This window comes from Streptomyces sp. NPDC054794 (assembly GCF_053611585.1).
The window spans coordinates 114,017-140,974 of sequence record NZ_JBSHAQ010000011.1; the positions used below are offsets into that span (position 1 = coordinate 114,017).

Consider the following 26,958-nt stretch of genomic DNA (forward strand, 5'->3'; position numbering starts at 1 on the left):
ACTCGATCGGGCCCGGCGTCGGCCGGAGTCTGGTTTCGAGCCGATGTGCCGTGCTCAAGGGTTCCGCGGGTTCGCGGCCCTGGGGGTTGTGGAAGGCCTGGGGGGCTTGGGGGTTCTGGTCAGGGCCGTCGCGGCGCCTGCCGCCAGCAGGATCGCGAGCGCCGCGAAACCGTAGGTGAGGGTGGCCAGGGAGGCGACGGCGGCGACCAGGAGGGGGCCGCCCGCGTCGCCGAGTTCGCGGCCGAGTTCCGCGGCGCCCATGGTCTGGCCGAGGCGCTCGGTGGGCGTGCTCGCGGCCAGCGCGGCGAAGCCGAGCGGCGTGATCAGGCCGGTGCCGGCGCCGGTGAGGGCCGCGCCCAGCAGGACGCCGGTCAGGCCCGGCAGCATCGCGCAGGCCAGGCCGGCGGCGGCGACGAACAGGCCCACGATCATGCCCGTACGGGGCGTGAGGCGGCCCTCGTCGAGGGCGCGGCCGGCCCGCGGCTGTACGACGGCCGCGCAGGCGGCGAGCACCGAGACCGCCGCGCCGGTGGCCACCGTGCCCAGCCCGGCCGCCCGGCCGGAGACCGGCAGGAAGCCCACCCCGACCGACAGGGCGGCGGTCGCCCCGGCCAGTGCGGCGGTCGGGGCGAGGAAGGACGGGTCGGCCAGGCGCCGGGCCAGGTCGAGCACCGTCTGCCGGGCCTTCGGCAGGGGCGGTACGACGGGGACGGCGAGCGCGGCCCAGACGGCGACCGCCGCGCCCAGCACCGCGAGCACGGTGAACAGCAGGCGTAGTCCGCCGGCCCAGACCAGCACCCCGCCGAGCAGCGGACCGAGGGTGTAGCCGATGGACTTGTAGAAGCCGTAACTGCCGAAGGCACGGCCGTGCTTGGCCGCCGGGTTGAGGCGGGCGACCAGCGCGGACGCCGACGGGGAGAACGCGGAGGCCGCGGCGCCCTGGCCGAGGCGGGCGGCCCACAGCCAGCCGGGGCTGTCCGCGACCGCGTACAGGGCGGAGGCGGCGGCGAAGGCGACGAGCCCGCCGAGCAGGACGGGGCGGGCGCCGACGCGGTCGGCGAGGGTGCCGAAGAGCGGCTTGAGGAGCACCTCGGCGCCGTCGTAGAGGGCGAGCAGGCCGCCCAGCACCATCAGCGAGGTGACCGCGTCCTTGGAGAAACCGCCGAGGTTGGCGGCGATGCCGTGGGCGCCGAAGGCGGTGGTGAACCCGGCCGCGTACAGCGGCCACATCTGCCGGGCGGGCGCCGAGCGCACCGTGGCCGCCGTGCTCATGACGTCTCCCCCGGCGTCTCGTGCAGGGCCGCGAACACCCGCTCCGCGTAGTCCTCGCAGGCGGCCGCGCACTCCTTGAGCCGACGGCCGGCCTCGGCGGCCTCCGGCGCCCCGAACACGTCGCGGGCCGTGAGATCGCGGTGCCAGCGGCGCAGCCGCTCCAACGACTGCTCCTCTTCCTCCAGTTCGGCGAGCGTGAACTTGGCGATGCGGATCTCCTTCGCCAGTTCGTCCTCGAACTTGCCGCAGTCGGCGAGGAACTCCGCCCAGTCCGCGGACCGGGCGGCGGTGAACAGCGCCTCGAACCGGGCGGCGTCCTCGGGACCGCGCCCGGTCGCGTTCAGGGTCACCGTCTGGCCGCCGCCCTGCTCGGTCAGCGCGATCACGCGCGCCACGCCGTCGGCGAAGACCGGCACGTCCGGTACGGCCCACACGCCCTGGCCGAGGGAGAGCCCACCGATCCTGCGCAGCTCGCGCCACACCGCCACGCGATGCCGGGACGGCTGCGCGGGGACTTTGACCACGAGGACGAGCCAGCGACTCGTCGGTTCAGTGTTCGGCACATCCTTGAATGTAACAGGCGTTACGTCGATGGATGTGCGGTCGGGCGCCCGTGACTGCGGGCCCCGGGCGTCACGACGCCGCCCGTTCCTCCCGTCCCTGTTCCAGCAGGCCCTGTTCCAGCAGGCGGCGCTGGGAGATCAGGTAGCCGAGTTCGGCACGGCTGCGGCTGCCGAGGAGCTCCGAGACCTTCTTGATGTGGGCGGAGACCGTGCGGGAGCTCACGCCGAGGCGGGCGGCTATGGTCTCGTGGGTGTGGCCGGTGACGACCATGCGGAGCATGGTGGCGCGGACCGAGGGCTGCGGTACCGGCCGGACGCCGGGCCCGCCCGCACCGTACGGGCGCGGTACGTACTCGACGCTTCCGGCGGCGGCAGCCTGCTGCGCCGCCATGCCGCCGGCGCCCGCACCTCCTCCGGCCTCGCCGTGTACGCCTGTTTCGAGGACGCCTTCGAGGACGGTTTCGACTACGGCTTCGAGGACCGCTTCGAAAGCGGCTCGGGCGGCGGCGACGGTTGAACCGTGCACATTGTTCGGAAATCCGCAGTGCGGGAACCCGCAGGGCGGACAAAAGGGGCGGGGAGCCGCCGAGCGGCTCAGTTGTTCCAGGTCTCGTCGTACGGATCGTGCGGCGTCGGCACCGGCTTGGCCGTGGTCACCTGGAGGAACGGGATCGGGCCGTGGTTGACGGGGTCCCTGGTCCGCTCGGGCGTGTAACGGCCCGTCACCTCCAGCCAGGCATCGGGCTGGAGGACCGGCGGTATCTTCCCGGTCAGACCGACCTTCACCGGCTGGGCGTCGGCGGCACAGCAGTTGAGGGCCATCCGGACGAGGTAGGGGGCGCCGGTGCGGTCCACGGCGACGAAGCCGGTGATCCGCACGCTCCGCCCGCCCAGGGAACGGCCGTGGTCGTAGACCGCGCGCCCCGCGTAGTCGACCAGGCTGACCGGCACGGGGTCGCCGACCGGCAACTTCGAGTACCCGTACGGCTGCTGGAGCGCCGTACCGGTGCGCATCGCGCTGTAGGAACCGAGCGCGGGCGGGGCGACCAGGATGAGGGCGAAGAGGGGGAGGACGAGGAGCCAGGAGATACGGGGCTCGCGATGGACGTGCTCGTGGGCGTCCGCGATGTCGGCGGCTTCGGCGGCTTTTGCGGTCCCGGCCTCCGCCTTCGACCGGCGCGCTCGTTTCCACTCGTACCAGGCCGTCGCCAGCGCCGCCGCGATCAGTACCACCCCGGCCGCCAGCAGCAGGGGGCGCAGGCCCGCCTTGACGTAGCGCAGGTAGAGGTCGGTGAAGCCCGCGTGCAGCAGGGCCGCGCCGGTCAGGAACAGGACGGCCGCCTGGGCTTGTCGGTTCACAGCAGCACCGCCCCGGTCAGCACCGCGCCCGCGATGGCGAGGACGAAGGTGGCGGGGGCGAAGCGGAGAGCGAAGCCACGACCGAAGGTGCCGGCCTGCATCGCGAACAGCTTCAGGTCGATCATCGGGCCGACGACCAGGAACGCCAGCTTGGCCGTCAGCGAGAACTGGGTCAGCGAGGCCGCCACGAACGCGTCCGCCTCCGAGCAGATCGACAGCACCACGGCCAGAACGGCCAGGGCGAGGACGGAGAACACCGGGTTGTCGGCGGCCGTGCGCAGCCAGCTCTCCGGGGCCACCGCCTTCAGCGTCGCCGCGGCCATCGCGCCGAGGACCAGGAAGCCTCCGGCGTGCATCATGTCGTGGCGGACCGACCCCCAGAACGCCTCCCCCTTGCTCTGCCCCTCGTGCCCGGCGTGCGTCGGCGGGCGCAGCCAGTCGGTGCGGCCGAGGCGCTGCCACAGCCAGCCCATCGCGCACGCCACCAGCAGGCTCGCGACGAACCGGCCCACGACCATCTCCGGGTCGCGGGGGAAGGCGACGGCCGTCGCCGTCAGCACGATCGGGTTGATCGCCGGGGCGGACAGCAGGAACGCGATCGCCGCGGCCGGGGTGACTCCCCTCCGTACGAGCGCCCCCGCCACCGGCACGGACGCGCACTCGCAGCCCGGCAGCACCGCGCCCGCCATGCCCGCGACCGGTACGGCCAGCGCGGGGCGGCTGGGCAGGGCGCGGGCGAAGAACGACGGCGGTACGAAGACGGCGATCGCCGCCGACAGCAGCACACCGAGCACCAGGAACGGCAGGGCCTGGACGACCACCGCGACGAACACCGTCATCCAGCTCTGCATCACCGGCGTGGACAGGGCCCCGCGGATCGGTCCCTGGAGCACCACCACCACGACCAACAGCAGGGTCAGCGCCAGCGGCGAGTTGAGGTGCCAGCCCTCCTGGTCGGGCCGTTTGCCGGTGCCGGGCGCCGCCTGCTGGGGGGCGGCGGCCCCGGGCGGGGCTTCTTCGGTGATGGCCACGGCTGGGATACCTCCGGCGTACGGGCGCTGCTGCCTGTTCTCCCTCCCCCTCAGTACGGCGGCTCGCACACGGGTGTTCACCCCGTAACTGGAACCACCCGTCTCCTTGGGGCAGTCTTTTCCCTCGTGGGGAGCGTTCCGTATCAGGGTGGACACAGTGGTGCGCCGGCGCACATGGTGGTGTGCGGGGACGACGGTCTCGCGCATCGGCTGGCGGCCGAGTTGCGCGGAGTGTACGGCGAGCAGGTGACGCTCGTCGTGCCGCCGAACGAACGCACGGCACGGCCACCGGTGGTCGGGCGGCGGGCCCGGGCGGCCTCGGCGGCACTGCTGGACCGGGTGGTCAACGCCGCCGTGGGCCGGGCCACGGGCAACGGCAACGGCGGGGCCGGCGGCAACGGCGGGACGAACGGGAGCGGCGGCGGTGAACCCGCCCGCGCCGAGCGGGTGTTGGAGGCCGCCGAGCCGTCCGAGGCGGTGCTCGCCGAGGCGGGCGTGGACCGGGCCACCGCGCTGGCGCTCGTGTACGACGACGACGAGACCAACATCCGCGCCGCACTCACCGCCCGCCGCCTGAATCCGAGGCTGCGGCTCGTCCTGCGGCTCTACAACCGGCGGCTCGGCCAGCACATCGAGGAACTCCTCGACCAAGCAGCCGCGTTGGCGGCGGGCAACGGCGAGGGCGCCGGGAGCGACGCGTCGACGACCGTACTCTCCGACGCCGACACCGCCGCGCCCGCGCTGGCCGCGGCCGCGGTCGCCGGCACCACCAAGGTCGTCCAGACGGACGAGCTGCTGCTGCGCGCCGTCGAACGACCGCCGCCCGGACCGGAGTTGGTCCCCGACCCCGGGCTGTGCACCCTGGCCCTCCTCTCGACGACCAGCAGCGATCCGGCCGGTGCGGACGGCTCCGAGGGCAGCGGCGAGCACGGACCGCGGCTGCTGCCCGACGAGGCGGAGGTGCGCGGTGCCACCGGGCGCGGGGCCGTCGTCCTGGAGCAGGTGTCGTGGGCCGCCGAGGAGCCGATGCCCGCGGGGCGCACCTCGGGAGTCGTGCCGCCGTTCGCCTCGCTGTTCTCCCGCCGTCTGCGGTGGTCGCTGGCCGGGCTCGTGGGGTGTGTCGTCGCGCTGGCCGTCGCCCTGTCGCTGGTGACCGGGATCCATCCGCTGCGGGCCTTCTATCTGACGCTGCTCGATCTGTTCGCCATCGACGACCCGGCCATCGGGCAGTCCGTCGGGCGGCAGATCCTGCAACTCCTGTCCGGGCTCATGGGGTTGCTGCTGCTGCCGGTCCTGCTGGCGGCGGTACTCGAAGTGTTCGGCACCTTCCGCACCGCCTCCACGCTGCGCAGACCACCGCGCGGGCTGGGCGGGCACGTGGTGCTGCTCGGCCTCGGGAAGATCGGCACGCGGGTGCTGACCCGGCTTCGGGAGCTGCACATCCCCGTGGTGTGTGTAGAGGCCGACCCCGAGGCGCGCGGACTGGCGACCGCGCGGCGACTGCGGGTGCCCGTGGTGCTCGGCGACGTGACCCAGGAAGGCGTCCTGGAGGCCGCCAAGATCCACCGGGCGCACGCGCTGCTCGCGGTGACCAGCGCGGACACGACGAATCTGGAGGCCGTGCTGTACGCGCGGTCCGTGCGGCCGGATCTGCGGGTGGTGCTGCGGCTGTACGACGACGACTTCGCCACCGCCGTGTACCGGACGCTGCGGGCCGCGCATCCGCGGGCGCTGACCCGGAGCCGGAGCGTGACGCATCTGGCCGCGCCCGCCTTCGCCGGGGCGATGCTCGGGCGGCAGATCCTGGGGGCGATCCCCGTCGAGCGGCGGGTGTTGCTCTTCGCGGCCGTGGATGTGGGCGGACAGCCCTGGTTGGAGGGCCGGACCGTGGCGGACGCGTTTCGGGCGGGGGCGTGGCGGGTGCTCGCGCTGGAGGGGCGGTCATCGGTCTCCGGGGACCATGTGCTGCGGGCCGGGGAGCGGGTGGTGCTGGCCGCGACGCGCAGGGGGCTGGCCGAGCTGCTCGGCCGCCCCGGGGCTCCGCCCCCGGACCCCGCCGGCCCGCCCGATCACCCGACTCGGTAGGTCGAGAGGCGACCCGGGCGGACCGCTCCGTACGTCGAGAAGCCGCCCGGGCTCCAGCCCCCCTACTTCGGCAGGTGTCTTCTCGCGAAGTCCATTTCCAGCGCCACCTGCTTGATCCGTTCCTCCACCACCAGGGAACCGTGTCCGGCGTCGTACCGGTACACCTCGTGGGGCGCCTCGCGGGCGGCCAGGCGGTCCACGTAGTTCTCGACCTGGCGGATGGGGCAGCGGGGGTCGTTGACTCCGGCCGAGATGTAGACGGGGACCTGGACCCGGTCGACGTAGGTGAGCGGGGACGAGGCCTCGAAGCGGTCGGGGACCTCCTCGGGGGTGCCGCCGAGGAGCGTGCGGTCCATGGCCTTCAGGGTCTCCATCTCGTCGTGGTACGCCGTCACGTAGTCGCCGACGGGGACCACCGCGATGCCCAGCGTCCACAGGTCCGGCTGGGTGCCGAGGCCGAGGAGGGTGAGATAGCCGCCCCAGGAGGCGCCGGTGAGGATCAGCCGGTCGGGGTCGGCGAGGCCGGACGCGATCGCCCAGTCCCGGACCGCGGCCACGTCCTCCAGCTCGATCAGGCCCACCCGGTCCCGCAGGGCGTCCGTCCAGGCCCGGCCGTAGCCCGTGGAGCCGCGGTAGTTGATGCGGACGACCGCGTAGCCGTGGTCCACCCAGGCGGCCGGGCCCGCGGCGAAGGAGTCGCTGTCGTGCCAGGTCGGGCCGCCGTGCAGGTCGAAGACCGTGGGGAGGGGGCCCGTCGCTCCGGCCGGCTTCTGGACGAGGGCGTGGATGCGGCCGCCGGGGCCCTCCACCCACGCGTCCTGGACCGGGACCGAGCCGGGGCACCGCATGCCGGGCGGGTCGAGGACCACCCGGCCCGTCGACGAGCGGACCGTCGGCGGCTCGGCGGCAGAGGACCACAGGAACTCCACGCTGCCGTCCGGGCGGGCCGTCGCACCGGAGACGGAACCGGTCGGGGTCGGGATGGGCGACAGCTCACGCGAGTCCAGGTCGTACCGGAACAGTTCGCTGCGGGCCTCGAAGCCGTGGGCGACGAGCAGGGCGGAGCCGTCCGGATACCACTCCGCGCTCACGTCGCCCGGCAGGTCCAGGGCCAGGTCCGTCTCCGCGCCCGTGGCCACGTCCCACACCAGCGGCTCCCAGCGGCCCCGCCGCTGGTGGCCGATGAGCAGACGGGTGTCGCCGTCGACCGGGGCGAAGCCGAGCACCTCCAGGCCCAGCTCCTCGGTGCCGCCCTTGGTGTCGTCGAGCTCGGCGAGCGGCGAGCCGTCCCGGCGCAGGACGCGCAGCGAGGAGTGCATCGCGTCGCCGTGCTCCGTGTGCTCGATCGCGATCAGCGTGCCGTCGTGCGAGAGATCGCCGACGTACGCCGACTCGTGGTGACGGTAGAGCTCCACCGGGGAATCGCCCTCGCGCACGAGGTGGATCGTCGTCCCCTCCTCGTCCGTCGAGCGGCCCACGATCGACGTGCGGCCGTCCCGCGCGAGGGCCAGGCCCGCCGGGTAGGAGGCCTCCAGGCCCGGCACCGCGAGCTCGTCCTCGCCGCCCGCGAACGGCTGGCGGCGCCAGACGCCGAACTCGTCGCCGTCCTTGTCGTCGAACCACCAGATCCAGGCGCCGTCCGGAGAGAGCAGGCCGTCCGTCGTGCCGTTCGGCCGGGCCGTCGCCTGGCGCTGCTCCCCCGACGCCCGGTCCCACGCGTACAGCTCGTACGTCCCCGTCGCGTTCGACACGAACAGGGAGCGGTCCGGCGCGTCCTGTGCCCAGTCCGGCAGCGACACCCGCGGCGCCCGGAAGCGCTTCTCCCAGTCCGGCATCTTGCTCTCAGTCATGGCCCCATAGTGCCTGGCCCCGCCGACAATCCGCCGCCGGGTGTCCTCAGCCTGTGGATAACTTTCCGCCCGCCGCCGACCCCCATCGCCGAGACCCCACCGCCGACACCTCGACGACCTACCGACGACACCCCCCGCGACACCCCGACCCCGCCCCCACCCCGGCACGGCAGCCCCGTACCGTTGAAGGCGTGTACCGCTTCCTGCTGACACCCCGCTGGTGGGGCATCAACGTCTTCGTGCTGCTCGCCATCCCCTTCTGCGTCTTCATGGGGTCGTGGCAGCTGAGCCGGTTCGAGGACCGGGTGCAGGACCACCGCAGCGCGACCGAGCAGGCCGCGGCGGGCCGCAAGGAGGCGGCCCGGCCGCTGTCCGAGCTACTGCCCGTCGACAAGAGCACGTCGGGCAGGCGGGCCACGGCGAGCGGCCGGTACGGCAAGCAGCTCCTCGTGCCCGGCCGGGAGCTGGACGGCCACGGCGGCTACTACGTGCTGACGCTGCTGCGCACCGACGGCGGCAAGGCGCTGCCGGTCGTGCGCGGCTGGCTGCCGGGCAGGGCGGACCCGGCGAAGGCCCCGGCGGCGCCCACCGGCGAGGTCACCGTCACCGGTGCGCTGCAGGCGTCCGAGACCCCGGGGGACAACGGCGTCGGCGCCCAGGGCGGGCTGCCCGCCGGGCAGACGGCGGCGATCAGTTCGGCATCGCTGGTCAACCTCGTGCCGTACCGGCTGTACGACGCCTGGATCACGCTCGACCGGGGCGACTCCGGGATGACGGCCGTGCCCGCGACCGCCCCGGCCAACACCGGCCTGGACCTGAAGGCGTTCCAGAACCTCGGCTACACCGGCGAGTGGTTCGTCTTCGCCGGCTTCGTGGTCTTCATGTGGTTCCGCCTGCTGCGCCGCGAGGTGGAGTTCCAGCGGGACGCGGCGCTGGGCCTGGTGCCGGACGAGGCGAACGAGGCGAACGAGGCAGGCGAGGCGGACCAGGAGAACATCGCCAGCCCGTCCGGCGTCTGAGACTCGCGTCCCACGTCCCGGGTCTACGACCCCGAGAGCACCCCGGTCCAGTACACGGTTCCCGCGCACGCGTTGGCCACGGTCGCCGACACCGTCGGTGACCCGGCCTGCGGGGTGTGCGACACCGCGATGCTGCCGTCCGCCGTGCCGTCCTCGGCGAGGAGCTGCGAGGTGACGCCCGTCGTGGTGCCGGAGGTGTCCGTGCCGCCGCTCGCGCCGGTGTCCGGGGAGGGGCTCGGGTCGGTCGTCGGACCGCCCGGGTCCGTGCCGCCGTTGTTGCCGCCACCGGTGGTGGGGCAGGTCTCCGAGGGGACGAAGGCGAACTTCTCCTGGTAGGCCTCGCCGGGCTGCAGCACCAGGCTGGACAGCTCCAGGGAGGGGTCGGGCAGACCGGCCGCCGCGTCGCCCGCCGCGTGCCGGGCCACACCGATCTTCGTGGCGTCCGCGGCACCCTGCGCGAGCGTGCTCACGGAACCCGCGCCGCCGACGGTGCAGCTGCTGGTGGAGATGTTGGTGACGCGGAAGGTGCCGTAGACGATGCCCGCGGCGTCGGGGGCGTCGACGGTCGCCGTGGTGGACCCGAGCTGGGCCGCCGTGCACACCGCGGTGCCGGTGCCCGTGGTGGCGGACGGGTTGGCGCCGCCGGAGGAGCCGGGGCCCGTGCCGCCCGTCTTGCCCTTGCCGCCGTCCTTCTTGCCGCCCTTGCTCTGGCCCGGGGTCTGGCCGCCGGTGCCACCCGAGGTGCTGGACCCGCCGTCCGGGTACTTGCCCTGCCCGGTGCCGCCCTGGGCCTGTGAGGCCTGGCCGGCCGGGGAGGTGTTGGGGTCGGAGCCGCCGGAGGTGGTGACGTGCACCAGGGCGGGAATGGCGGTGCCGATGAACAGCGCGGCGGCCGCCATGCCGACGGCGGCCTGCCGCTTGCGCGCCCGCCGTGCGGGTACCGCGCGGCGCAGGTGGTCCAGCGTGCCGTCGCGCGGCTCCATGTCCTGGACGGCCGAGTGCAGCATCCGGCGCAGTGCCAGCTCGTCCGAGCCGAGCCCCTCGGGGCTCTTGTCGTCGGGGCCGTGGTTCACAGTTCCGTTCCCAGCGTGCGATTGCGTGTGCTCTTGCTCGTGGCGTTCCGTCGGCTCGTGCCAGGCATAGGGTTCGTGGCGCTCACGGGAATCGCCTCCCTCGGGGCGGTCGCTCACGTCGTCGCCTCCATGGCCACCCGCAGTGCCGCGATGCCGCGCGAACCGTACGCCTTCACCGAGCCCAGGGATATGCCGAGCGTCTCGGCGACCTGGGCCTCGGTCATGTCCGCGAAGTAGCGCAGGACCAGGACCTCGCGCTGGCGGCGCTGCAGGCCCTTCATCGCCTTGATGAGGTCCCGGCGCTCAAGCTGGTCGTAGGCACCTTCCTCGGCGCTGGCCATGTCCGGCATCGGCTTGGAGAGGAGCTTCAGGCCGAGAATGCGGCGGCGCAGGGCGGAGCGGGAGAGGTTGACCACCGTCTGGCGCAGATAGGCCAGGGTCTTCTCCGGGTCCCGGACGCGTTTGCGGGCCGAGTGGACGCGGATGAAGGCCTCCTGGACGACGTCCTCGCAGGAGGCGGTGTCGTCGAGGAGGAGTGCGGCGAGGCCGAGCAGCGAGCGGTAGTGCGCCCGGTAGGTCTCGGTGAGGTGGTCGACGGTCGTGCCGGTCGCCACGGTCTCCTCGGCGCCGTCACGCTGATTGGGTATGCGGGCGGGCCGCGCTGCGGGCATGGGCGCGATCACCGGCATGCCGCCGGCGGCACCGGGCATACGGGGTCGGAACGCCGCGCGCGGCGGCCGAAGGGCCGTGCCGCGGGACGCCGCCGTGAATTCGAGAACCTCTGCCACGCCAGTTGGACAAGCGTCCCCCCGCTGGGGTTGTACGCGCCGAGCATCACTTTTGCGTCGGACGCGCCGGATGCCACGACCGACGGCGTTTCCGCGGCCGGCAGCACACCCGACGGAGCCTCAAGTGCTGTCATGCGTCCCGCTCTTCCTTTATGTCCCATATGAACGGGCGTCCCCACGCCCAGATCACGGCGCCCCCACGCCTGGATCATCGCGCCACCACGGCCCGGAAGGGCTATCGCAAAGACGCTCCCCGCCCTCCGCGCGGTTGCGGAGGACGGGGAGGAAAATCTTCGGACGCCCGGGGACCCCGGATCAAGTGGTCCGGACCATTATCCGCACCACATGTGTCGTACACAGATCCTACAAATGGATCCGCTCCCATCGATGTGTTTTTTGGTACAGCACCGGTGTCACGAGAACTCCGCCGCCACCAGCTCGGCGATCTGGGCGGTGTTGAGCGCGGCGCCTTTGCGTAGATTGTCCCCGCATACGAAGAGTTCGAGCGCGGTGGGATCGTCGAGTGCGCGGCGCAGGCGGCCGACCCAGGTCGGGTCGGTGCCCACCACGTCGGCGGGGGTGGGGAACTCCCCGGCGTCCGGATTGTCGAACAGCACGACACCGGGCGCGGTGGCGAGGATCTCGCGCGCGCGGTCCACGGTGACCTCGCCCTGGAAGCGGGCGTGGACGGTGAGGGAGTGCGTGGTGACGACCGGAACGCGCACACAGGTCACGGCGACGGGCAGCTTCGGCAGGCCGAGGATCTTGCGGGACTCGTCCCGCACCTTCATCTCCTCCGAGGACCAGCCGTCCTCCTTGAGCGACCCGGCCCACGGTACGACGTTCAGCGCGACCGGCTCCGGGAACGGCCCGGTGCTGTCCCCCACGGCCCGCCGTACGTCACCGGGCTTGGTCCCGAGCTCCGTACCGGCGACCAGGGACAGCTGCGCCCGCAGCGTCTCGACGCCCGCGCGCCCCGCCCCGCTCACGGCCTGGTACGAGGACACCACCAGCTCGCGCAGCCCGAACTCGGCATGCAGCGCGCCCAGGGCGACGATCATCGACAGGGTCGTGCAGTTGGGGTTGGCGACGATCCCGCGCGGCCTGGCCCGCGCCGCGTGCGGATTGACCTCGGGCACCACGAGGGGCACGTCCGGGTCCATCCGGAAGGCGCCGGAGTTGTCCACGACCACCGCGCCCTTGGCGGCGGCGATCGGCGCCCAGTGCGCGGCGACCTCGTCCGGTACGTCGAACATGGCGACGTCGACCCCGTCGAAGGCCTCCTCCGACAGGGCCAGCACCTCGACCTCCTCGCCGCGCACGGCCAGCTTGCGCCCGGCCGAGCGCGGGGAGGCGACCAGGCGGATCTCGCCCCAGATGTCCGCGCGCTGGGACAGGATCTGGAGCATGACCGTGCCGACGGCTCCGGTCGCGCCCACGACCGCCAGCGTCGGACGTACGGTCGGCGCCATCAGCGGCCCGTGCCTCCGTAGACGACGGCCTCGTCGGTGTCGGAGTCGAGCCCGAAGGCGGTGTGCACGGCGCGGACGGCCTCGGGGACGTCGTCGGCCCGCGTGACGACCGAGATACGGATCTCGGAGGTCGAGATCAGCTCGATGTTCACGCTCGCGCCGGACAGCGCCTCGAAGAAGGAGGCCGTGACGCCCGGGTTCGTCTTCATACCGGCGCCGACCAGGGAGATCTTGCCGATCTGGTCGTCGTAGCGCAGCGACTCGAAGCCGATGCCGCCCTTGTTCTTCTCCAGGGCGTCGATGGCCTTGCGGCCCTCGGTCTTCGGCAGCGTGAAGGAGATGTCCGTCAGGCCCGTGGAGGCCGCGGACACGTTCTGCACGACCATGTCGATGTTGATCTCGGCATCGGCGATCGTGCGGAAGATCGCGGCGGCCTCACCCGGCTTGTCCGGCACGCCGACGACCGTGATCTTGGCCTCGGAGGTGTCGTGCGCGACACCGGAGATGATGGCCTGCTCCACCTTCTTGTCCCCTTGCTCGATCGGCTCGCTGCTGACCCACGTGCCCTGCAGCCCGCTGAAGGACGAGCGGACGTGGATCGGGATGTTGTAACGGCGGGCGTACTCCACACAGCGGTGGAGCAGCACCTTGGAGCCGGAGGCGGCGAGCTCCAGCATGTCCTCGAAGGCGATCCAGTCGATCTTCTTCGCCTTCTTCACCACACGCGGGTCGGCGGTGAACACGCCGTCGACGTCGGTGTAGATCTCGCAGACCTCGGCGTCCAGGGCGGCCGCGAGGGCCACCGCCGTGGTGTCGGAGCCACCGCGCCCGAGCGTGGTGATGTCCTTCTTGTCCTGGCTGACGCCCTGGAACCCGGCGACGATCGCGATGTTGCCCCTGTCCAGGGAGTCGCGGATCCGGCCCGGCGTGACGTCGATGATCCGGGCTTTGTTGTGAACCGAGTCGGTGATGACGCCTGCCTGGCTGCCGGTGAACGACTGGGCCTCGTGGCCCAGGTTTTTGATCGCCATGGCCAGCAACGCCATGGAGATCCGCTCTCCGGCGGTCAGCAGCATGTCGAACTCACGCCCGGCAGGCATCGGGGATACCTGCTCGGCGAGATCGATCAGCTCGTCCGTCGTGTCGCCCATCGCGGAAACGACGACGACCACCTGGTGGCCGTTCTTCTTCGCTTCCACGATCCGCTTGGCGACGCGCTTGATGCCCTCGGCATCCGCAACGGAGGAACCTCCGTACTTCTGCACGACAAGGCCCACGTGCGCTCCTCGCTCAGTCCGTCGATTGCGAGCTCAGTCTAACGAGCGTCCGAATATCCCCTCCGGGATACCGCATGGTGAGATGTCCGGACACCCGCGCCGAGCCCTCCTTGGCGAGTTCCCTGCCCAAAGTCACGCGAGTGATGGCTGTGACATGCGTTGCAGTCGGCCCGGCGGCTCGAAGGCTCCCGGACCGCGGGCGCGTCCCGCTACTTGGCCTGGTGCATCCCGAGCGGCTGCGCGATCTCCTGCTCCATGACCCGGCCCGCCTCGAACTCCAGGGTGTCGTCACCCACGCCCTGGTCGGTGTCCAGGCCGTCCAGTTCTTCGAGGGGCTGGTCGAGGCGGATGTGGGCGAGGACGGAGTGCAGGGCGCGCAGGGTGGCCGAGGCGGTCGTGCCCCAGTTGGAGAAGTAGGAGAACTGCCACCACCACAGGGCCTCGGTGGTGCGGCCCGCGCGGTAGTGGGCCATGCCGTGCCGCAGGTCCGTGATGACGTCGGCGAGGTCGTCGGAGATCCGGGCGGGGACCGGCGCCTTGCGCGGCTCGTAGGGGTCGAAGACCTCGGAGTAGACGTCGATCGGCTCCAGGAGCCGGGCGAGGTTCTCGCGGAGCCCGTCGACATCGACGTCCGGACCGGCGTCGGGCTCGTAGCGCTCGTCGGGGACGATGTCCTCGTGCGCGCCGAGGCGGCCGCCGGCCAGAAGCAGCTGGGAGACCTCCAGGAGGAGGAAGGGGACGGCCGAGCTCGGCTCGTCTCCCTTGGCCACCTCCGTGACCGCGACCAGGAAGCTCTCCACCTGGTCCGCGATCTGGACGACGAAGTCGTCCGGGTTCTGCGACGTGGCGTGCAGCGTGGCGTCAGACATCTAGGAGTCGTCTCCCCTCGAAGGCGCGGCCGAGGGTGACCTCGTCCGCGTATTCCAGGTCGCCACCCACCGGGAGGCCGCTGGCCAGGCGGGTGACCTTCAGGCCCATGGGCTTGATCATGCGGGCGAGGTACGTCGCCGTCGCCTCGCCTTCGAGATTGGGGTCCGTGGCGAGGATCAGCTCGGTGACGGTGCCGTCCGCCAGGCGCGCCAGGAGCTCCCGTATGCGCAGGTCGTCGGGGCCGACGCCCTCGATCGGGCTGATCGCTCCGCCCAGGACGTGGTAGCGGCCGCGGAACTCGCGGGTGCGCTCGATCGCGACCACGTCCTTGGGCTCCTCGACCACGCAGATGACCGACTGGTCGCGGCGCGGGTCCCGGCAGACCGCGCACAGCTCTTCCTGCGCGACGTTGCCGCAGGTCGCGCAGAAGCGGACCTTCGCCTTCACTTCGAGGAGGGCCTGGGCCAGGCGCCGTACGTCCGTCGGCTCCGCCTGCAGGATGTGGAAGGCGATCCGCTGCGCGCTCTTCGGACCGACGCCGGGCAGCCGCCCCAGCTCGTCGATGAGGTCCTGAACCACGCCTTCGTACAACGGACTGCCCTTCCTGGAGTCTTACGGTACGTACGGTAGTTGGCTGCCGCCTTTCCTAGGAAGGCGGTGCGGGTGTCGCGCGAGCGACGAACATCAGAACGGCAGTCCGGGGATGCCGGTTCCGCCACCGAGCCCCTGGGCGAGCGGGCCGAGCTTCTGCTGCTGAAGGGTCTGCGCGTTCTCGTTGGCCGCCTGGACGGCCGCGACGATCAGGTCGGCGAGGGTCTCGGTGTCGTCGGGGTCCACGGCCTTCGGATCGATCTTCAGGCCGCGCAGCTCACCGGCACCGGTCACGGTGGCCCGCACCAGGCCGCCACCCGCCTGCCCGTCGACCTCCGTGTTCGCCAGCTCCTCCTGGGCCCGCGCCAGGTCCTGCTGCATCTTCTGGGCCTGCTGGAGCAACTGCTGCATGTTGGGCTGGCCACCACCGGGAATCACGATCAGCTCCTGGTTCGTCGTTTCCTCCGTTGTGCACGAGCCTACGTGTTCACCGCAGCCATCGCCCCGCCACTCTTTCGAGTGAGACCGAGGGGGACCCTATACCTGACCAAGGCCCTCTTCCGGGCGGAAAATAGGCGAAAGCTTCGTCTTCGCCACCCATTGGGCGGTAGGAAGGGGGCCGCACATCGGCATCGAATATCACGCAGCGTGATGGATCGGGATCAACTAGATCAACGCCGTCAGGGTCAGTACGTAGTCGGTATCGGTCGTGAGTAGGGAGTGCCGGGTGGGTCAGCCGGAGATGCAGCCCGAGGGTCCGCCTCAGGACGAGCGCGGCGAGGGGGCGGCCGGGCTGCGGCCGGGCGATCTGACCGGGCGGGTGTTTCCGCTCGGGGACTGGGGCGAGCCGGCCGAGCGGCTCGACGAGCTGTACCGGTGGGTGGAGCGGGGGGCACTGGAGACCGCGGCCTGGTATCTCGCCGACCGGGTGTGGAAACGGCGCACCGCCCGGGTGCTGCGGGTGGGGGCGGCCTCGGGGGCGGTGTGCGGGACCGCGCTGCCGCTGCTGGACCTGACCGGGGCGCTCGACTCGGGCGCGCCCTGGGGGTATCTGGCGCTGGTGTTCGCCGTGGCGTGCGTGGGGATCGACCGCTTCTTCGGCGTGACGTCCGGATGGATAAGGGACGTGGCCACCGCGCAGGCCGTGCAGCGCAGGCTCCAGGTGTTGCAGTTCGACTGGGCCTCGGAATGCGTGCGCGAGGTGCTGGGACCGGCCGAGGGAACGGCCAGCGAGGCCACCGAGCGGTGCCTGAGCGTGCTGCGGCGGTTCTCGGAGGACGTGACGGAGCTGGTCCGCGCGGAGACGGCCGACTGGATGGTGGAGTTCCGGACGGGGCCCGCGCCGCTGGGCATCCAGGCGGCGGTGGCCGCGACCGGGGGCCGGGCCGAGCCGGGCATCTGGCAGGGCCGCTTCCCGCTGCCGCCCGCCAACGGCACCCGCCCCAACATGCCCCGCCAGCGCCCGCCCGAGCCCCGGTGACGTACGCGCGCGGTCAGGCGCAGAGCTTCATGCCCTCCGGGGTCCGGCACGGCACATGGCCGTGGGTGCGGATCACGTCCTGGCCGTTTCCGCGGGAGAGGTACGTCAGGAAGCTCGACACCAGGGAGTCGGCCGGCGGCTGGCCGTAGGTGTACGCGTACTCGATCTCGCGGTACGGATACGCGCTCCTGCCGTGCTCGATGGCGTCCACCGACGGGGCGTCGGCGTCGAGGTCGAGGAACCCCGGATGGTGCGGTCGGTGAACACCGCGGTCGGACCGTGCGGTTCGGGGCTGGTGTGGTCGTCGCGGTCGATGCCCTGCGAGCCGTCGTTCTCGACGCGCAGCAGCACGAGGGTCGCGTCGGTCATGTCCGGCGCCTCGTCGAACAGGCCCAGCCGGCGGTTGGCCCGGCCCGAGCGCACGTCGTCGCCTATCGGGTTGTCCATCTGCACGCGGTAGCCAACCCGCTTGCGGCGCGGCACCCGGCGCTCGTACCGGACCATGCCGGCCGAGGCGGCGATGCCCAGGACGGCCGTACCGATGGCTACGACGTTCTCCGTGCTCAGCCACTCCATGTGGGTGCCCCCGCCACTCCCCGGAGTCGGATGGTGGGGTCACCGTACGCGCGCCGAAGGGGACGATCCGGCCTCGTCGGCTGAAGTTCGCCCGACGTTCAACGGCCTCCCACGGACCGGGACTTCATCCCCACATCGTCACTGCCGTGTGTACGTCAGGCTCTCCCCATTGCCCTGGTTGACCTGCTTCGACCGCTTCAGCGTGCCGTCGGACAGCAGCGTGACCTCGGTGGCCTCGCCCGGGGTGCAGGACGAACGCGGCTGTCCGGACGTGACGTCGGACGGCCCGATCAGCAACGGACCGTTGCCGCCGGGCCGTTCGGCCAGCTTCGCCTCGAACACGCAGTGGTAGCTGCCGCCCCCTTCGGTGGGCCCGTCGGCGACGAGCGTGAGCACCGTGTCCCCCACCTTTCCCTGACGGATGGTCAGTTCACGGGTGTTGTGCCCGGCGGCGTTGTCGATCGACGTCTCCCAGGTCCCCAGGTACCCGGCCGGGACCGCTCCGTCGGCCGGCGCGGAGGAGGTGGGCGCCGAGGTCGTCGGGGCGGGCTCGGAACCGGTCGGCCCGGCGGTGGTGGGCGCGCCGGTGGTCGGGGAGCCGGCGACCGGGCCGGCGCCCTTGCCGTCGCCGCCCTGCATCAGCGCGTACACCGAGCCGCCCGCGGCGAGCGCGACGACCAGCGCGATCACCACGAGCAGCGCTGTGGCGCGGCCGTTGCTGCCGGCCGGCTCCTGGGGCGCGCCGCCGCCGGGCGGGTAGGCCTGGGTGGGGGCGACGGGCGGCGGGCCGTACGGCGGGGTCGAGCCGAGGCCTCCGGCGTACGGGTTGTACGGCTGCTGGGCACCGGGCCAGCCACCGGTACCGGGCTGCTGCGGGTAACCGTGGGCGTGGGGCTGCGGGTGCTGCTGCGGATAGCCGTACGCCGGGTGGGGCGGCGGCGTCCCGGGCGGCGGCGTCTGGCCGACCATCGTGGGCAGGTGGTTCACCGGCCCGCCCGGCGCCCGCGGGCCCCCGGGCGGGGGCGACGCGGAGGCGTCGTCGGAGGCGGGGGCGTGCTCGGGCGAGGCGGCGGGAACGGGAGCGGCCATCCGGTCCCCGGCGGGCCCCGGCTGCTTGGACATACGGTCCACGCCCGGGCTCTGCTCGGGCATGCGGTCCGGCACCTGACCCGGTCCCTGCCCCTGCGCCGGCACGGACGCGCCCCCGACCGCGGGCGAACCCTGCGGACCGCCCGCACCGCCCGCGCCCCCGACCGCCGCCGGGCCCTGCGGGTCCTCCGTGTCCAGGAGCTGCACCGCGTGCCGGCCCAGCTGGGCCACCAGGGTGCCCGGCAGCCAGGGGTCCCGTGAGCGGCCGCCGGAGACCGTGTCCTCCGCGCCCGTGCGCTCCAGGATCCCCTCCAGCGTCGGCCGGGCGGCCGGGTCCTTCTTCAGGCAGTCGCGGACGAGGTCGGCGATGCCCTCGGGCACGCCCTCCAGGTCGGGCTCCTCCTGGGCGATGCGGAACATCAGGGCGTGCACCCCGCTGTGGGCGGCCCCGAAGGGAAGCCTGCCGGTCATCGCGTAGGCCAGCACGGAGCCGAGGCAGAAGACGTCGCAGGCGGTCGTGATCCGGTCGCCGCGCACCTGCTCGGGCGACATGAAGCCGGGCGAGCCGATCATGGAGCCGGTGCGGGTGAGCCAGTCCCCGGTCAGGGTCTCCAGCGCCCGCGCGATACCGAAGTCGATGACCCGCGGCCCGTCGATGGTCACCAGCACGTTCGACGGCTTGAGGTCGCGGTGGACGATCCCGGCCGCGTGGATGTCCTTGAGGGCGTGCGCGAGACCTGCGGCGAGGATCCGTACCGACCGCTCGGGCAGGGCCCCGTGGTCGTGCCCGACGACCTGCTGGAGGCTCGGCCCCGCGACGTACCCGGTGGCCACCCACGGCACGGCGGCCTCGGTGTCCGCGTCCAGCACGGGCGCGGTCCAGTACCCGCCGACCCGCCGCGCGGCCTGCACCTCCTGCCGGAAGCGGGCCCGGAACTCCTCCTGCGCGGCGAGTTCCTCGCGCACCAGCTTCACGGCGACGGTGCGGCCCCGGTCGGACCGGGCCAGGTACACATGCCCCATACCGCCCGCGCCGAGCCGCGCCAGCAGCCGGTACGCCCCGATCTGCTGCGGATCTCCGGGTGTCAGCTTCTCCATGGCTGCGCCGCCTTCCCCCCGTAGGTGTGCAACGGACCGAGAATAATGCGGTCGCTCGGACAGTCGCGCGGAGCGGTGTCTACGGTTCCGTAACAGACAATCTGTCGCGGAAACCCCCCGACCAGGGAACAGGACGCCGATACCGCGTCCGCATCCCGGACATTTACGCTCGCCCGCATGACCCCTCAGCCCAACCCTCAGGCCGGCGCCGCCGTCAAGGCCGCGGACCGCGCCCACGTGTTCCACTCCTGGTCCGCGCAGGAGCTCATCGACCCGCTCGCCGTCGCCGGTGCGGAGGGGTCGTACTTCTGGGACTACGACGGCAAGCGCTACCTCGACTTCACCAGCGGGCTCGTCTACACGAACATCGGCTACCAGCACCCGAAGGTCGTCGCCGCGATACAGGAGCAGGCCGCACACCTGACCACCTTCGCGCCCGCCTTCGCCATCGAGGCCCGCTCGGAGGCGGCCCGGCTGATCGCCGAGCGGACGCCCGGCGACCTGGACAAGATCTTCTTCACCAACGGCGGCGCCGACGCCGTCGAGCACGCGGTGCGCATGGCCCGCCTGCACACCGGCCGTCCGAAGGTGCTGTCGGCCTACCGCTCGTACCACGGCGGCACGCAGCAGGCGGTGAACATCACCGGTGACCCGCGCCGCTGGCCCTCCGACGGCGCGAACGCCGGTGTCGTCCACTTCTGGGCGCCCTTCCTGTACCGCTCCCGCTTCTATGCGGAGACCGAGGAGCAGGAGTGCGCGCGGGCCCTGGAGCACCTGGAGACGACGATCGCCTTCGAGGGACCGGGGACCGTCGCCGCGATCGTCCTGGAGACCGTTCCGGGCACCGCGGGCATCATGGTGCCGCCGCCCGGTTACCTGGCGGGCGTGCGCGAGCTGTGCGACAAGTACGGGATCGTGTTCATCCTGGACGAGGTCATGGCCGGGTTCGGGCGGACCGGTGAGTGGTTCGCGGCCGACCTGTTCGACGTCGTGCCCGACCTGATGACCTTCGCCAAGGGCGTGAACTCCGGCTATGTGCCGCTCGGCGGTGTCGCCATCTCCGGGAAGATCGCGGAGACCTTCGGCAAGCGCGCCTACCCGGGCGGGCTGACGTACTCCGGCCATCCGCTGGCCTGCGCCGCCGCCGTCGCCACGCTCGATGTGATGGCGGAGGAGGGGGTCGTCACCAACGCGAAGAACCTGGGCGCGACCGTCGTCGAGCCGGCCCTGCGCGCGCTGGCCGAGCGGCACCCGAGCGTCGGCGAGGTGCGCGGCGTGGGCATGTTCTGGGCGCTCGAACTGGTGAAGGACCGGGAGACCCGGGAGCCGCTGGTGCCCTACAACGCGGCGGGCGAGGCGAACGCGCCGATGGCCGCCTTCGGTGCCGCCGCGAAGAAGCACGGCCTGTGGCCCTTCATCAACATGAACCGCACCCACGTCGTCCCGCCGTGCAACGTGACGGAGGCCGAGCTGAAGGAGGGCCTCGCCGCCCTGGACGCCGCGCTGAGCGTGGCCGACGAGTACACGGTGTAGGTGAGGACCGCAACACCAAGGCTCACCTGGGGCAACCCGAACGCGTAAGGTGGCGTGCTCGTAGACATGGACGAGTACGTCACCCGCACGCGTGAGGAAAGGGCCCCGACCATGCCCGGCAACGGTGCCGTGACCCGCAGTACCCTGCGCCAGCAGATCGCGGACGCGCTTCGTGACGAGGTGCTGGCCGGGCGGCTCCTGCCGGGGCGGGAGTTCACGGTGAAGGAGATCGCCGAGCAGTACGGAGTCTCGGCGACGCCGGTCCGGGAGGCGCTGGTCGATCTGTCCGCGCAGGGGATCCTGGAGGCGGACCAGCACCGCGGCTTCCGCGTCCCGGAGTACACGCTCGACGACTACCGCGGCATGATCCAGGCCCGCAGCCTGGTCACCGACGGCATGTTCCAGGCCCTGCTGACCGGCCACCCGGCGTTCCGGGACCCGCTGGACCCCCGCACGCCCGCCGCGCTCGCCGCCGTCCGCCGGCGCGGCGAGGAGGCGCGGCGCGCCGCCGGTGCCGGGGACCTGTCCGTGCTGATCGGCTACGACCTGCGGTTCTGGCGCGAGCTCAGCGCCCTGTTCGGCAACCCCTACCTCGCCGACTTCCTGCACCGGCTGCGCGTGCAGTCCTGGGTGTGCGCGGTGCGGTACCTGCGCCGGCTGCCCGATCTGCGCGGCCGACTGTGGTCCGGGCACACCGAGCTGGTGGAGGCGCTGTCCCGGCAGGACTTCGAGGCGGCACGGGCGGTCGTCTCCGCGTACAACGCGCACTCCCTCGCCCTCATCGAGCGACTGGCCGCCGGATGAGCGGCCGCTCCCCGGGGGTCGACCTCTCGGTCGTCGTCCCCGCCTACAACGAGGAAGAGCGTCTCGGCCCCACTCTCACCGCCATCACCCGCTACCTCGGCGACGGCGAGGGCCGCTGGGGCGAGTGGGAGGTGATAGTCGCCGACGACGGCTCGACCGACGGCACCGGCGACGTCGTCACCGCCCTGGAGCATCCGCGCGTCCAACTCGTCACCAGCCCCCGCAACCGGGGCAAGGGCCACGCCCTGCGCCTCGGTGTCGCCGCCTCGCGGGGCCGCCGGGTGCTGGTCACGGACGCCGACCTGGCGGCGCCGATCGAGGAGCTGGAGCGGCTCGACAAGGCGCTCAGCGACGGGCACTCGGCGGCGATCGGCTCGCGTTCCGTGCCCGGCGCGGCCATCGGGACCCACCAGCACCGGGTGCGCGAACTGCTCGGCCGCGCCGGGAACTTCCTGATACGCGCGACGGCCGTGCCCGGCATACGGGACACCCAGTGCGGCTTCAAGCTGTTCGAGGGCGACAAGGCCCGCGAGGTCTTCGCCGGCTCCCGGCTGGAGGGCTGGGGCATCGACGTGGAGGTGCTCCAGCAGTTCCGCCGGCGCGACTGGGCCGTCACCGAGGTCCCGGTCCGCTGGAGCCACCAGCCCGGCTCCAAGGTCGCCCCCCTCGACTACGCCCGCGTCCTGGCCGACCTGGGCCGCCTGCGGGCCCGCGCGATACGGCCCGCCGACCTCCTGGCCACCGCCCTGTTCCTGCTGATGGCGGTGGCCCTCTACTCGGGGCGGTTCTTCGACCCCGGCCACCGCTACTTCCCGGACTCGCTCCAGGACCAGAACCAGTGGGAATGGTTCTTCGCGGTGACCGCCGACAACGTCGCCCACCTGCGCAATCCCCTCTTCTCCGATCTCCAGGGCTTCCCGGACGGCGTGAACCTGATGGCCAACACGGTCATGCTGGGCGTGTCCGTGCCCTTCGCGCCGCTCACACTGCTCGCGGGCCCGGCGGTCTCGCTGAGCGTCTGCATGACACTGGGCCTGGCCGTGACGGCGGCCGCCTGGTACAGGCTGATCGTGAAACGGGTCGTTCAGCGACGGCCGGCCGCCTTCGTCGGCGCCTCGCTGGCCGCCTTCGCGCCCCCGATGGTCAGCCACGCCAACGCGCACCCCAACTTCGTGATCCTGTTCATGATCCCGCTGATCATCGAGCGGGCGCTGCGGCTGTGTGCGGGCGCCCGGGTCGTCCGGGACGGGATCGTGCTCGGCCTGATGGCGGCCTACCAGATCCTCCTCGGAGAAGAACCCTTCCTGCTCGCCGCCCTGGGCATGACCCTGTTCGCCGCCTCCTACGCGCTGGTGCGCCGGGACGTGGCCCGCCGGTCCTGGCGTCCGCTGCTGAAGGGCCTGCTGATCGGCGGGGCGGTCTGTCTGCCCCTGGTCGCCTATCCCCTGTACTGGCAGTTCGCCGGGCCACAGAGCTACACGAGCGTGCTGCACGGCGACAACGCGGGCAACAGCCCCCTGTCGCTGCTCGCCTTCGCCGAGCGCTCCCTGATCGCGGGCAACGCGGAGTCTGCGAACGCGCTCTCCCTCAACCCCACCGAGCAGAACGCCTTCTACGGCTGGCCGCTGGTCGCCCTCGCCTTCACGATCGTCGTACGGCTGTGGGAGCAGGCGCTCGTCAAGGCGCTGGCGTTCACGGCGGTGGGCGCGGCCCTGCTGTCCCTCGGCCCGAAGATCCGCATCCCGCTCACCGATCTCGTCTACCCCGGCCCCTGGGCGCTGCTCGCCCACAAGCCGCTCTTCGAGTCGGTCATCGAGGGCCGGGTGGCGATGATCTGCGGCCCGGCGCTGGGCATGCTGCTGGCCGTCGCGGTCGACCGGCTGCTGGCCACCACCGGCCGGGGGGTGCAGTACGTCGGCCTGCTCGCCGTCCTGCTCGCCCTGCTCCCGCTGGTCCCGGCGCCGCTGAAGTCGGTGGACCGGGTGGAGGTGCCGGCGTTCTTCGCGGACGGCATGTGGAAGTCGTACGTCCATGACGGCGAGTCCCTCGTGCCCCTGCCGCTGCCCGACCCGGGGGCGGCGGAGGCCCTGCACTGGCAGACGACCGCCGACCTGGGCTTCAAGATGCCGGGCGGCTACTACAACGGCCCGTACGGCAAGGACCGTATCGGCATCTACGGCGCCTCACCGCGCTTCACCTCGAACATGCTGCGGGACGTGCGCTACTCCGGCCGGATCCCGGTGATCGGCAAGAACTGGCGGGCGCAGGCCCAGCGGGACTTCGCCTACTGGAAGGCGGGCGCCCTGGTGGTCGCGCCGCAGCCCAACGACGACGCCCTGCGCAAGGCCGTGCAGCAGCTGACCGGGCGTCCCGGGAAGTGGACCGGCGGAGTGTGGGTATGGGACCTGCACGGGGGGAACTGACCCCGAGCCGCACCAATTACTCTGCTTATCCATGCCTTGAGCACCGCGCTGTGTGAGGAGCCCTCTTTGGCCTGTGACCTGTGGCTGGTACCGCTCGTGGACGTGTTGTGCCACACGCCCGACAACCCGTTCGCCGAGGAACTCGCGCAATACAACAAGGTGCTCGCCGAGGCCGGGCTCCCACCGGTGCCGGTGTACCAGTACATGCCGGGCCTGTCCGGTGAGGTGGCCCCGGTGGCCGGCTTCGACTACGACGCGCTGCACTTCCTGCGCCGGGTGTACCTGCTGCAGGTGTGCGGGCTGCCGGTGACGCCGGTGGACGAACTGGGCGGCGACTACGAGCAGCTCCTGGAGATGTTCGAGTCGACGGCCCAGCAGTCGCACCTGGTCTGGCACTACGACCACGCGGGCGCCTATGTCCCGGTCGACTTCCCGCACCCGCTCTCGAACGACGAACTCCTCGCGAGCGGCGGCCCGCTGGGCTCCTCGCAGACCCTGCTGCGCGAGCTGGAGTACGTGGCCCCGTCGATCGGCATCGACCCGGCCAACCCGCCGGCCGCCCCGCAGCCCCCCTCCGCCCCGACGGAGCTGGAGGAACCGGCCGTTCCGGCGCCGTACGACCCCAGTCCCTTCGCCCGCGAGCGGCACGTCTGGCTCGGCCTGCACGCGGCCGCGACGCGGTCCCTGGCGCAGGGCTCGATGATCGTCTTCAGCTGAACGGCCCGACGCCGAGCGGCCGGACGAGGAGGGCGCCCGCACGGGGCGCCCTCCCGCTCGAAGGGGCGGCTCAGAACACCGGCGTTCCGGCCTGGGTCAGCTTCCAGTCGACGGCCGCGAAGTCCGCCGGGTCGAGGGTCTTCTTCGCCGTCACGTAGTCGATCATCAGCTGGCGGATCTCGTTCGTCGAGCTGTACGCGTTCGGCGCCGAGGCGATGTGCGGGTACCCCGAACCGCCGTTCGCCCGGTAGTTGTTGACCGCCACGACGAAGACCTGGTCGTCGGCGACCGGGGCCCCGCCGTAGGTCAGGTTCTTGATCCGGGAGCCCTCGGCCCGGGCGATGTCGATCTCGTAGGAGACGCCCGCCGCGGTGTCGTACATGTAGTCCCAGAAGTTGTTGGCGTTGGTGAGGGTCGCGGTGTCGACCTTCGTGCCGGCCGGGACCTGGTGGTAGTACTTCGCCGCGTACTCCAGGTAGGCCTTGAGCTGGGCGCCGGTGAGCTTCTTGCCGTACAGGGTGTTGTCGTAGATGTAGAGCCCGGCGATGTCCTTGATGGTCACGCTGCCCTTGGGGATGTCGGCCGTGCGGCTGAAGGGCGCGGCCACGGAGATCAGCGGGAGCGCCGCGTCCGCCGTGGACAGGCCCGCCTTCACCGTGTCCATCTGGACCTTGTGGATGAAGTCCATGATCGGCACGTCCTTCCAGCAGGACTCGGCCGCCGAGAGGTCCTCGGTACAGGTGCCGACCGCCGTGTTGACGTACTTGACCACGAGGTCGTGGTCCGCCGTGAGGAGCCGGGTGATCTCCGGGTCCTCCGCCACGTCCTTGGGGTTGAGGGTCTGCGCCTTCTTGCTCGTCACCTTCCACTGCCCGTGGTGCAGTTCGAGCTCGAAGTCGAAGACGCTGAGGCGGTAGCCCCAGCAGTACGGCTCGGAGAGGAGGACCTCCTCGCCGGTCTCCGCGTTCTTCACCGTGTACGACGGAACTTCGACGTGGGTGTGGCCGACGAGGATCGCGTCGATGCCGGGGACCTGCTCGGCGACCAGGTTGGAGGCGTTCTCGGTGTACGGGAGCGCGTCACCGTACGAGGACGAGCCGTCCAGGCCGGAGTGGTCGGTCAGGAAGACGACGTCGCAGCCGAGGGCGCGCAGCCGCGGCACGTACTTCTTGGCCTGCTCGACGAGGCCCGGGAAGACCATCTTTCCGCTGACGTTGTCCTTGTCCCACAGCGCGATACCGGGGTTGGTCAGGCCGAGGATGCCGACCTTGATGTCCGGGGCGCCCGGCACACAGATCCGCTTCACGGTGTACGGCCGGAAGGCGGGCCGGAGCGTCTTCGCGTCCAGGGCGTTGGCGCCGAGCAGCGGGAAGCGGCACTGGCTCTCGAACCTGCGCAGCACGTCGATGCCGTAGTTGAACTCGTGGTTGCCGAGGGCCGCGGCGTCGTAGCGCATGTGGTTCATGGCGACGGCCATCGGGTGCTGGGGGCCGCGCTTGCCGTCGGTGCCGGTGATGGGGTCGACGCGCGCGAAGTAGTAGGCCAGGGAGGTGCCCTGGATGATGTCGCCGGCGTCGACGAGCAGCACGCGGTGCTCGCCCTTCGCCTCGCGCTGCTGCTTGATGAGGGTGGCCACCCGGGCCACGCCCACGGAGTTGCCCGCCTTGTCGCTGTAGGCCGCGTCCTTGTAGTAGTCCCAGTCGAAGACGTGGCTGTGCAGGTCGGTGGTGCCGAGGATGGAGAACGACCAGGTGCGGGGCGCCTTTTCGGGGCTGGGGTCGGCGGCCTCGGCGGTACCGGTGCCGACCGCCCCGGCTGCGGCGACGGCGGCACCGGTGACGGCCGACTTCTGCATGAACTGCCGGCGGTTCATGGGAGGGACGGACATACGGGGCTCCTGAACTGGGAGAGGGAGGAGGGACGGCAACTACCCGCGTAGATGCTTGCCCTCCGCCGGATCCGGGCGGAACCAGGAGCAGCCCATGGGC

General features: G+C 72.1%; 23 protein-coding genes and 1 pseudogene. 8 read left to right on the forward strand and 16 right to left on the reverse strand.

The genetic code is table 11. The features are described from left to right. Positions 1 to 54: 54 nt before the first annotated feature. From ACWGKT_RS14340 to ACWGKT_RS14350, 3 genes are all read right to left on the reverse strand, one after another. A complete protein-coding gene (locus tag ACWGKT_RS14340) occupies positions 55 to 1,230 on the reverse strand; it encodes an MFS transporter (protein WP_453273889.1) in 1,176 nt (391 codons plus the stop codon). 38 nt (positions 1,231 to 1,268) lie between these two features. Continuing rightward, a complete protein-coding gene (locus ACWGKT_RS14345) occupies positions 1,269 to 1,835 on the reverse strand; it encodes a Chromate resistance protein ChrB (RefSeq protein WP_453273818.1) in 567 nt (188 codons plus the stop codon). A 70-nt stretch (positions 1,836 to 1,905) separates the two neighbouring features. Next, entirely contained in the window at positions 1,906 to 2,106 is a 201-nt protein-coding gene (locus ACWGKT_RS14350) for a LuxR C-terminal-related transcriptional regulator (RefSeq protein ID WP_453273819.1), read from the reverse strand. Between ACWGKT_RS14350 and ACWGKT_RS14355 the strand changes: the two genes are divergently transcribed. Continuing rightward, positions 2,089 to 2,352 (forward strand): hypothetical protein, encoded by a 264-nt coding sequence (locus ACWGKT_RS14355; protein ID WP_453273820.1) that lies wholly within the window; start codon positions 2,089 to 2,091, stop codon positions 2,350 to 2,352. The genes ACWGKT_RS14350 and ACWGKT_RS14355 overlap by 18 nt on opposite strands. A gap of 77 nt (positions 2,353 to 2,429) precedes the next feature. Here the strand turns inward: ACWGKT_RS14355 and ACWGKT_RS14360 are convergent, their stop codons facing one another. Further along, positions 2,430 to 3,194, reverse strand: a complete 765-nt coding sequence (locus ACWGKT_RS14360; protein ID WP_453273821.1) for a TIGR03943 family putative permease subunit — start codon at positions 3,192 to 3,194, stop codon at positions 2,430 to 2,432. After that, entirely contained in the window at positions 3,191 to 4,225 is a 1,035-nt protein-coding gene (locus ACWGKT_RS14365) for a permease (protein WP_453273822.1), read from the reverse strand. Before ACWGKT_RS14365 ends, ACWGKT_RS14360 begins: the two co-directional genes overlap by 4 nt. 174 nt (positions 4,226 to 4,399) lie before the next feature. Here ACWGKT_RS14365 and ACWGKT_RS14370 point away from each other — a divergent pair, with 174 nt between their 5' ends. Continuing rightward, complete coding sequence (locus tag ACWGKT_RS14370; RefSeq protein WP_453273823.1) at positions 4,400 to 6,310, forward strand: NAD-binding protein; 1,911 nt, start codon at positions 4,400 to 4,402, stop codon at positions 6,308 to 6,310. A gap of 62 nt (positions 6,311 to 6,372) precedes the next feature. Here ACWGKT_RS14370 and ACWGKT_RS14375 read toward each other — a convergent pair whose 3' ends face one another. Beyond that, positions 6,373 to 8,160: a prolyl oligopeptidase family serine peptidase gene (locus tag ACWGKT_RS14375; protein ID WP_453273824.1), complete on the reverse strand. Its 1,788-nt coding sequence runs from the start codon at positions 8,158 to 8,160 to the stop codon at positions 6,373 to 6,375. Between the two features lie 191 nt (positions 8,161 to 8,351). Between ACWGKT_RS14375 and ACWGKT_RS14380 the strand changes: the two genes are divergently transcribed. Beyond that, entirely contained in the window at positions 8,352 to 9,179 is an 828-nt protein-coding gene (locus ACWGKT_RS14380; RefSeq protein WP_453273825.1) for an SURF1 family protein, read from the forward strand. A gap of 23 nt (positions 9,180 to 9,202) precedes the next feature. Here ACWGKT_RS14380 and ACWGKT_RS14385 read toward each other — a convergent pair whose 3' ends face one another. The 7 genes from ACWGKT_RS14385 to ACWGKT_RS14415 form a co-directional block, all read right to left on the reverse strand. Continuing rightward, complete coding sequence (locus tag ACWGKT_RS14385; RefSeq protein WP_453273826.1) at positions 9,203 to 10,252, reverse strand: hypothetical protein; 1,050 nt, start codon at positions 10,250 to 10,252, stop codon at positions 9,203 to 9,205. A gap of 113 nt (positions 10,253 to 10,365) precedes the next feature. Further along, positions 10,366 to 10,962, reverse strand: a complete 597-nt coding sequence (locus ACWGKT_RS14390; protein WP_356145723.1) for a SigE family RNA polymerase sigma factor — start codon at positions 10,960 to 10,962, stop codon at positions 10,366 to 10,368. Positions 10,963 to 11,453: 491 nt separating this feature from the next. Then, a complete protein-coding gene (locus ACWGKT_RS14395) occupies positions 11,454 to 12,512 on the reverse strand; it encodes an aspartate-semialdehyde dehydrogenase (protein ID WP_235460832.1) in 1,059 nt (352 codons plus the stop codon). Next, positions 12,512 to 13,789, reverse strand: coding sequence for an aspartate kinase (locus tag ACWGKT_RS14400; protein WP_235460831.1), 1,278 nt, complete (start codon positions 13,787 to 13,789; stop codon positions 12,512 to 12,514). Before ACWGKT_RS14400 ends, ACWGKT_RS14395 begins: the two co-directional genes overlap by 1 nt. Before the next feature lie 209 nt (positions 13,790 to 13,998). Next, entirely contained in the window at positions 13,999 to 14,658 is a 660-nt protein-coding gene (locus tag ACWGKT_RS14405) for a DUF5063 domain-containing protein (RefSeq protein ID WP_453273827.1), read from the reverse strand. Further along, positions 14,651 to 15,250, reverse strand: a complete 600-nt coding sequence (recR, locus tag ACWGKT_RS14410; RefSeq protein WP_235460829.1) for a recombination mediator RecR — start codon at positions 15,248 to 15,250, stop codon at positions 14,651 to 14,653. Before recR ends, ACWGKT_RS14405 begins: the two co-directional genes overlap by 8 nt. A 93-nt stretch (positions 15,251 to 15,343) precedes the next feature. Continuing rightward, positions 15,344 to 15,688, reverse strand: coding sequence for a YbaB/EbfC family nucleoid-associated protein (locus tag ACWGKT_RS14415; protein WP_453273828.1), 345 nt, complete (start codon positions 15,686 to 15,688; stop codon positions 15,344 to 15,346). 289 nt (positions 15,689 to 15,977) lie between these two features. Here ACWGKT_RS14415 and ACWGKT_RS14420 point away from each other — a divergent pair, with 289 nt between their 5' ends. Next, entirely contained in the window at positions 15,978 to 16,730 is a 753-nt protein-coding gene (locus ACWGKT_RS14420; RefSeq protein ID WP_453273829.1) for an SLATT domain-containing protein, read from the forward strand. Positions 16,731 to 16,949: 219 nt separating this feature from the next. Here ACWGKT_RS14420 and ACWGKT_RS14425 read toward each other — a convergent pair. Both ACWGKT_RS14425 and ACWGKT_RS14430 read right to left on the reverse strand, forming a co-directional pair. Beyond that, positions 16,950 to 17,306 (reverse strand): annotated as a pseudogene (locus tag ACWGKT_RS14425) (phosphate ABC transporter substrate-binding protein); the annotation flags it as partial. A gap of 138 nt (positions 17,307 to 17,444) precedes the next feature. Beyond that, the gene (locus ACWGKT_RS14430; RefSeq protein ID WP_453273830.1) at positions 17,445 to 19,493 is read right to left on the reverse strand and encodes a protein kinase domain-containing protein; all 2,049 of its coding nucleotides are present in this window, start codon (positions 19,491 to 19,493) and stop codon (positions 17,445 to 17,447) included. Between the two features lie 177 nt (positions 19,494 to 19,670). Here ACWGKT_RS14430 and ACWGKT_RS14435 point away from each other — a divergent pair, with 177 nt between their 5' ends. The 4 genes from ACWGKT_RS14435 (at position 19,671) to ACWGKT_RS14450 (ending at position 24,970) form a co-directional block, all read left to right on the forward strand. Beyond that, on the forward strand, positions 19,671 to 21,026 hold the full coding sequence (locus ACWGKT_RS14435) for an aminotransferase class III-fold pyridoxal phosphate-dependent enzyme (RefSeq protein ID WP_453273831.1): 1,356 nt from the start codon (positions 19,671 to 19,673) through the stop codon (positions 21,024 to 21,026). Between the two features lie 111 nt (positions 21,027 to 21,137). Next, a complete protein-coding gene (locus ACWGKT_RS14440; protein WP_453273890.1) occupies positions 21,138 to 21,830 on the forward strand; it encodes a GntR family transcriptional regulator in 693 nt (230 codons plus the stop codon). After that, the gene (locus tag ACWGKT_RS14445) at positions 21,827 to 24,253 is read left to right on the forward strand and encodes a glycosyltransferase (RefSeq protein ID WP_453273832.1); all 2,427 of its coding nucleotides are present in this window, start codon (positions 21,827 to 21,829) and stop codon (positions 24,251 to 24,253) included. Before ACWGKT_RS14440 ends, ACWGKT_RS14445 begins: the two co-directional genes overlap by 4 nt. A gap of 66 nt (positions 24,254 to 24,319) precedes the next feature. Next, positions 24,320 to 24,970, forward strand: a complete 651-nt coding sequence (locus tag ACWGKT_RS14450) for a hypothetical protein (protein WP_356145801.1) — start codon at positions 24,320 to 24,322, stop codon at positions 24,968 to 24,970. A 70-nt stretch (positions 24,971 to 25,040) separates the two neighbouring features. Here the strand turns inward: ACWGKT_RS14450 and ACWGKT_RS14455 are convergent, their stop codons facing one another. Next, complete coding sequence (locus tag ACWGKT_RS14455) at positions 25,041 to 26,858, reverse strand: bifunctional metallophosphatase/5'-nucleotidase (protein ID WP_453273833.1); 1,818 nt, start codon at positions 26,856 to 26,858, stop codon at positions 25,041 to 25,043. Between the last annotated feature and the right edge of the window lie 100 nt (positions 26,859 to 26,958).

What these genes read in the sequence shown, in the direction of transcription:
- ACWGKT_RS14390 (WP_356145723.1), bottom strand. Translation starts at nt 10,962, where the DNA reads ATGCCCGGTGCCGCCGGCGGCATGCCGGTGATCGCGCCCATGCCCGCA.
- ACWGKT_RS14455 (WP_453273833.1), bottom strand. Translation starts at nt 26,858, where the DNA reads ATGTCCGTCCCTCCCATGAACCGCCGGCAGTTCATGCAGAAGTCGGCC.
- ACWGKT_RS14375 (WP_453273824.1), bottom strand. Translation starts at nt 8,160, where the DNA reads ATGACTGAGAGCAAGATGCCGGACTGGGAGAAGCGCTTCCGGGCGCCG.
- ACWGKT_RS14440 (WP_453273890.1), top strand. Translation starts at nt 21,138, where the DNA reads ATGCCCGGCAACGGTGCCGTGACCCGCAGTACCCTGCGCCAGCAGATC.
- ACWGKT_RS14435 (WP_453273831.1), top strand. Translation starts at nt 19,671, where the DNA reads ATGACCCCTCAGCCCAACCCTCAGGCCGGCGCCGCCGTCAAGGCCGCG.
- ACWGKT_RS14340 (WP_453273889.1), bottom strand. Translation starts at nt 1,230, where the DNA reads ATGTGGCCGCTGTACGCGGCCGGGTTCACCACCGCCTTCGGCGCCCAC.
- ACWGKT_RS14370 (WP_453273823.1), top strand. Translation starts at nt 4,400, where the DNA reads ATGGTGGTGTGCGGGGACGACGGTCTCGCGCATCGGCTGGCGGCCGAG.
- ACWGKT_RS14405 (WP_453273827.1), bottom strand. Translation starts at nt 14,658, where the DNA reads ATGTCTGACGCCACGCTGCACGCCACGTCGCAGAACCCGGACGACTTC.
- ACWGKT_RS14350 (WP_453273819.1), bottom strand. Translation starts at nt 2,106, where the DNA reads ATGGTCGTCACCGGCCACACCCACGAGACCATAGCCGCCCGCCTCGGC.
- ACWGKT_RS14445 (WP_453273832.1), top strand. Translation starts at nt 21,827, where the DNA reads ATGAGCGGCCGCTCCCCGGGGGTCGACCTCTCGGTCGTCGTCCCCGCC.
- ACWGKT_RS14430 (WP_453273830.1), bottom strand. Translation starts at nt 19,493, where the DNA reads ATGGAGAAGCTGACACCCGGAGATCCGCAGCAGATCGGGGCGTACCGG.
- ACWGKT_RS14395 (WP_235460832.1), bottom strand. Translation starts at nt 12,512, where the DNA reads ATGGCGCCGACCGTACGTCCGACGCTGGCGGTCGTGGGCGCGACCGGA.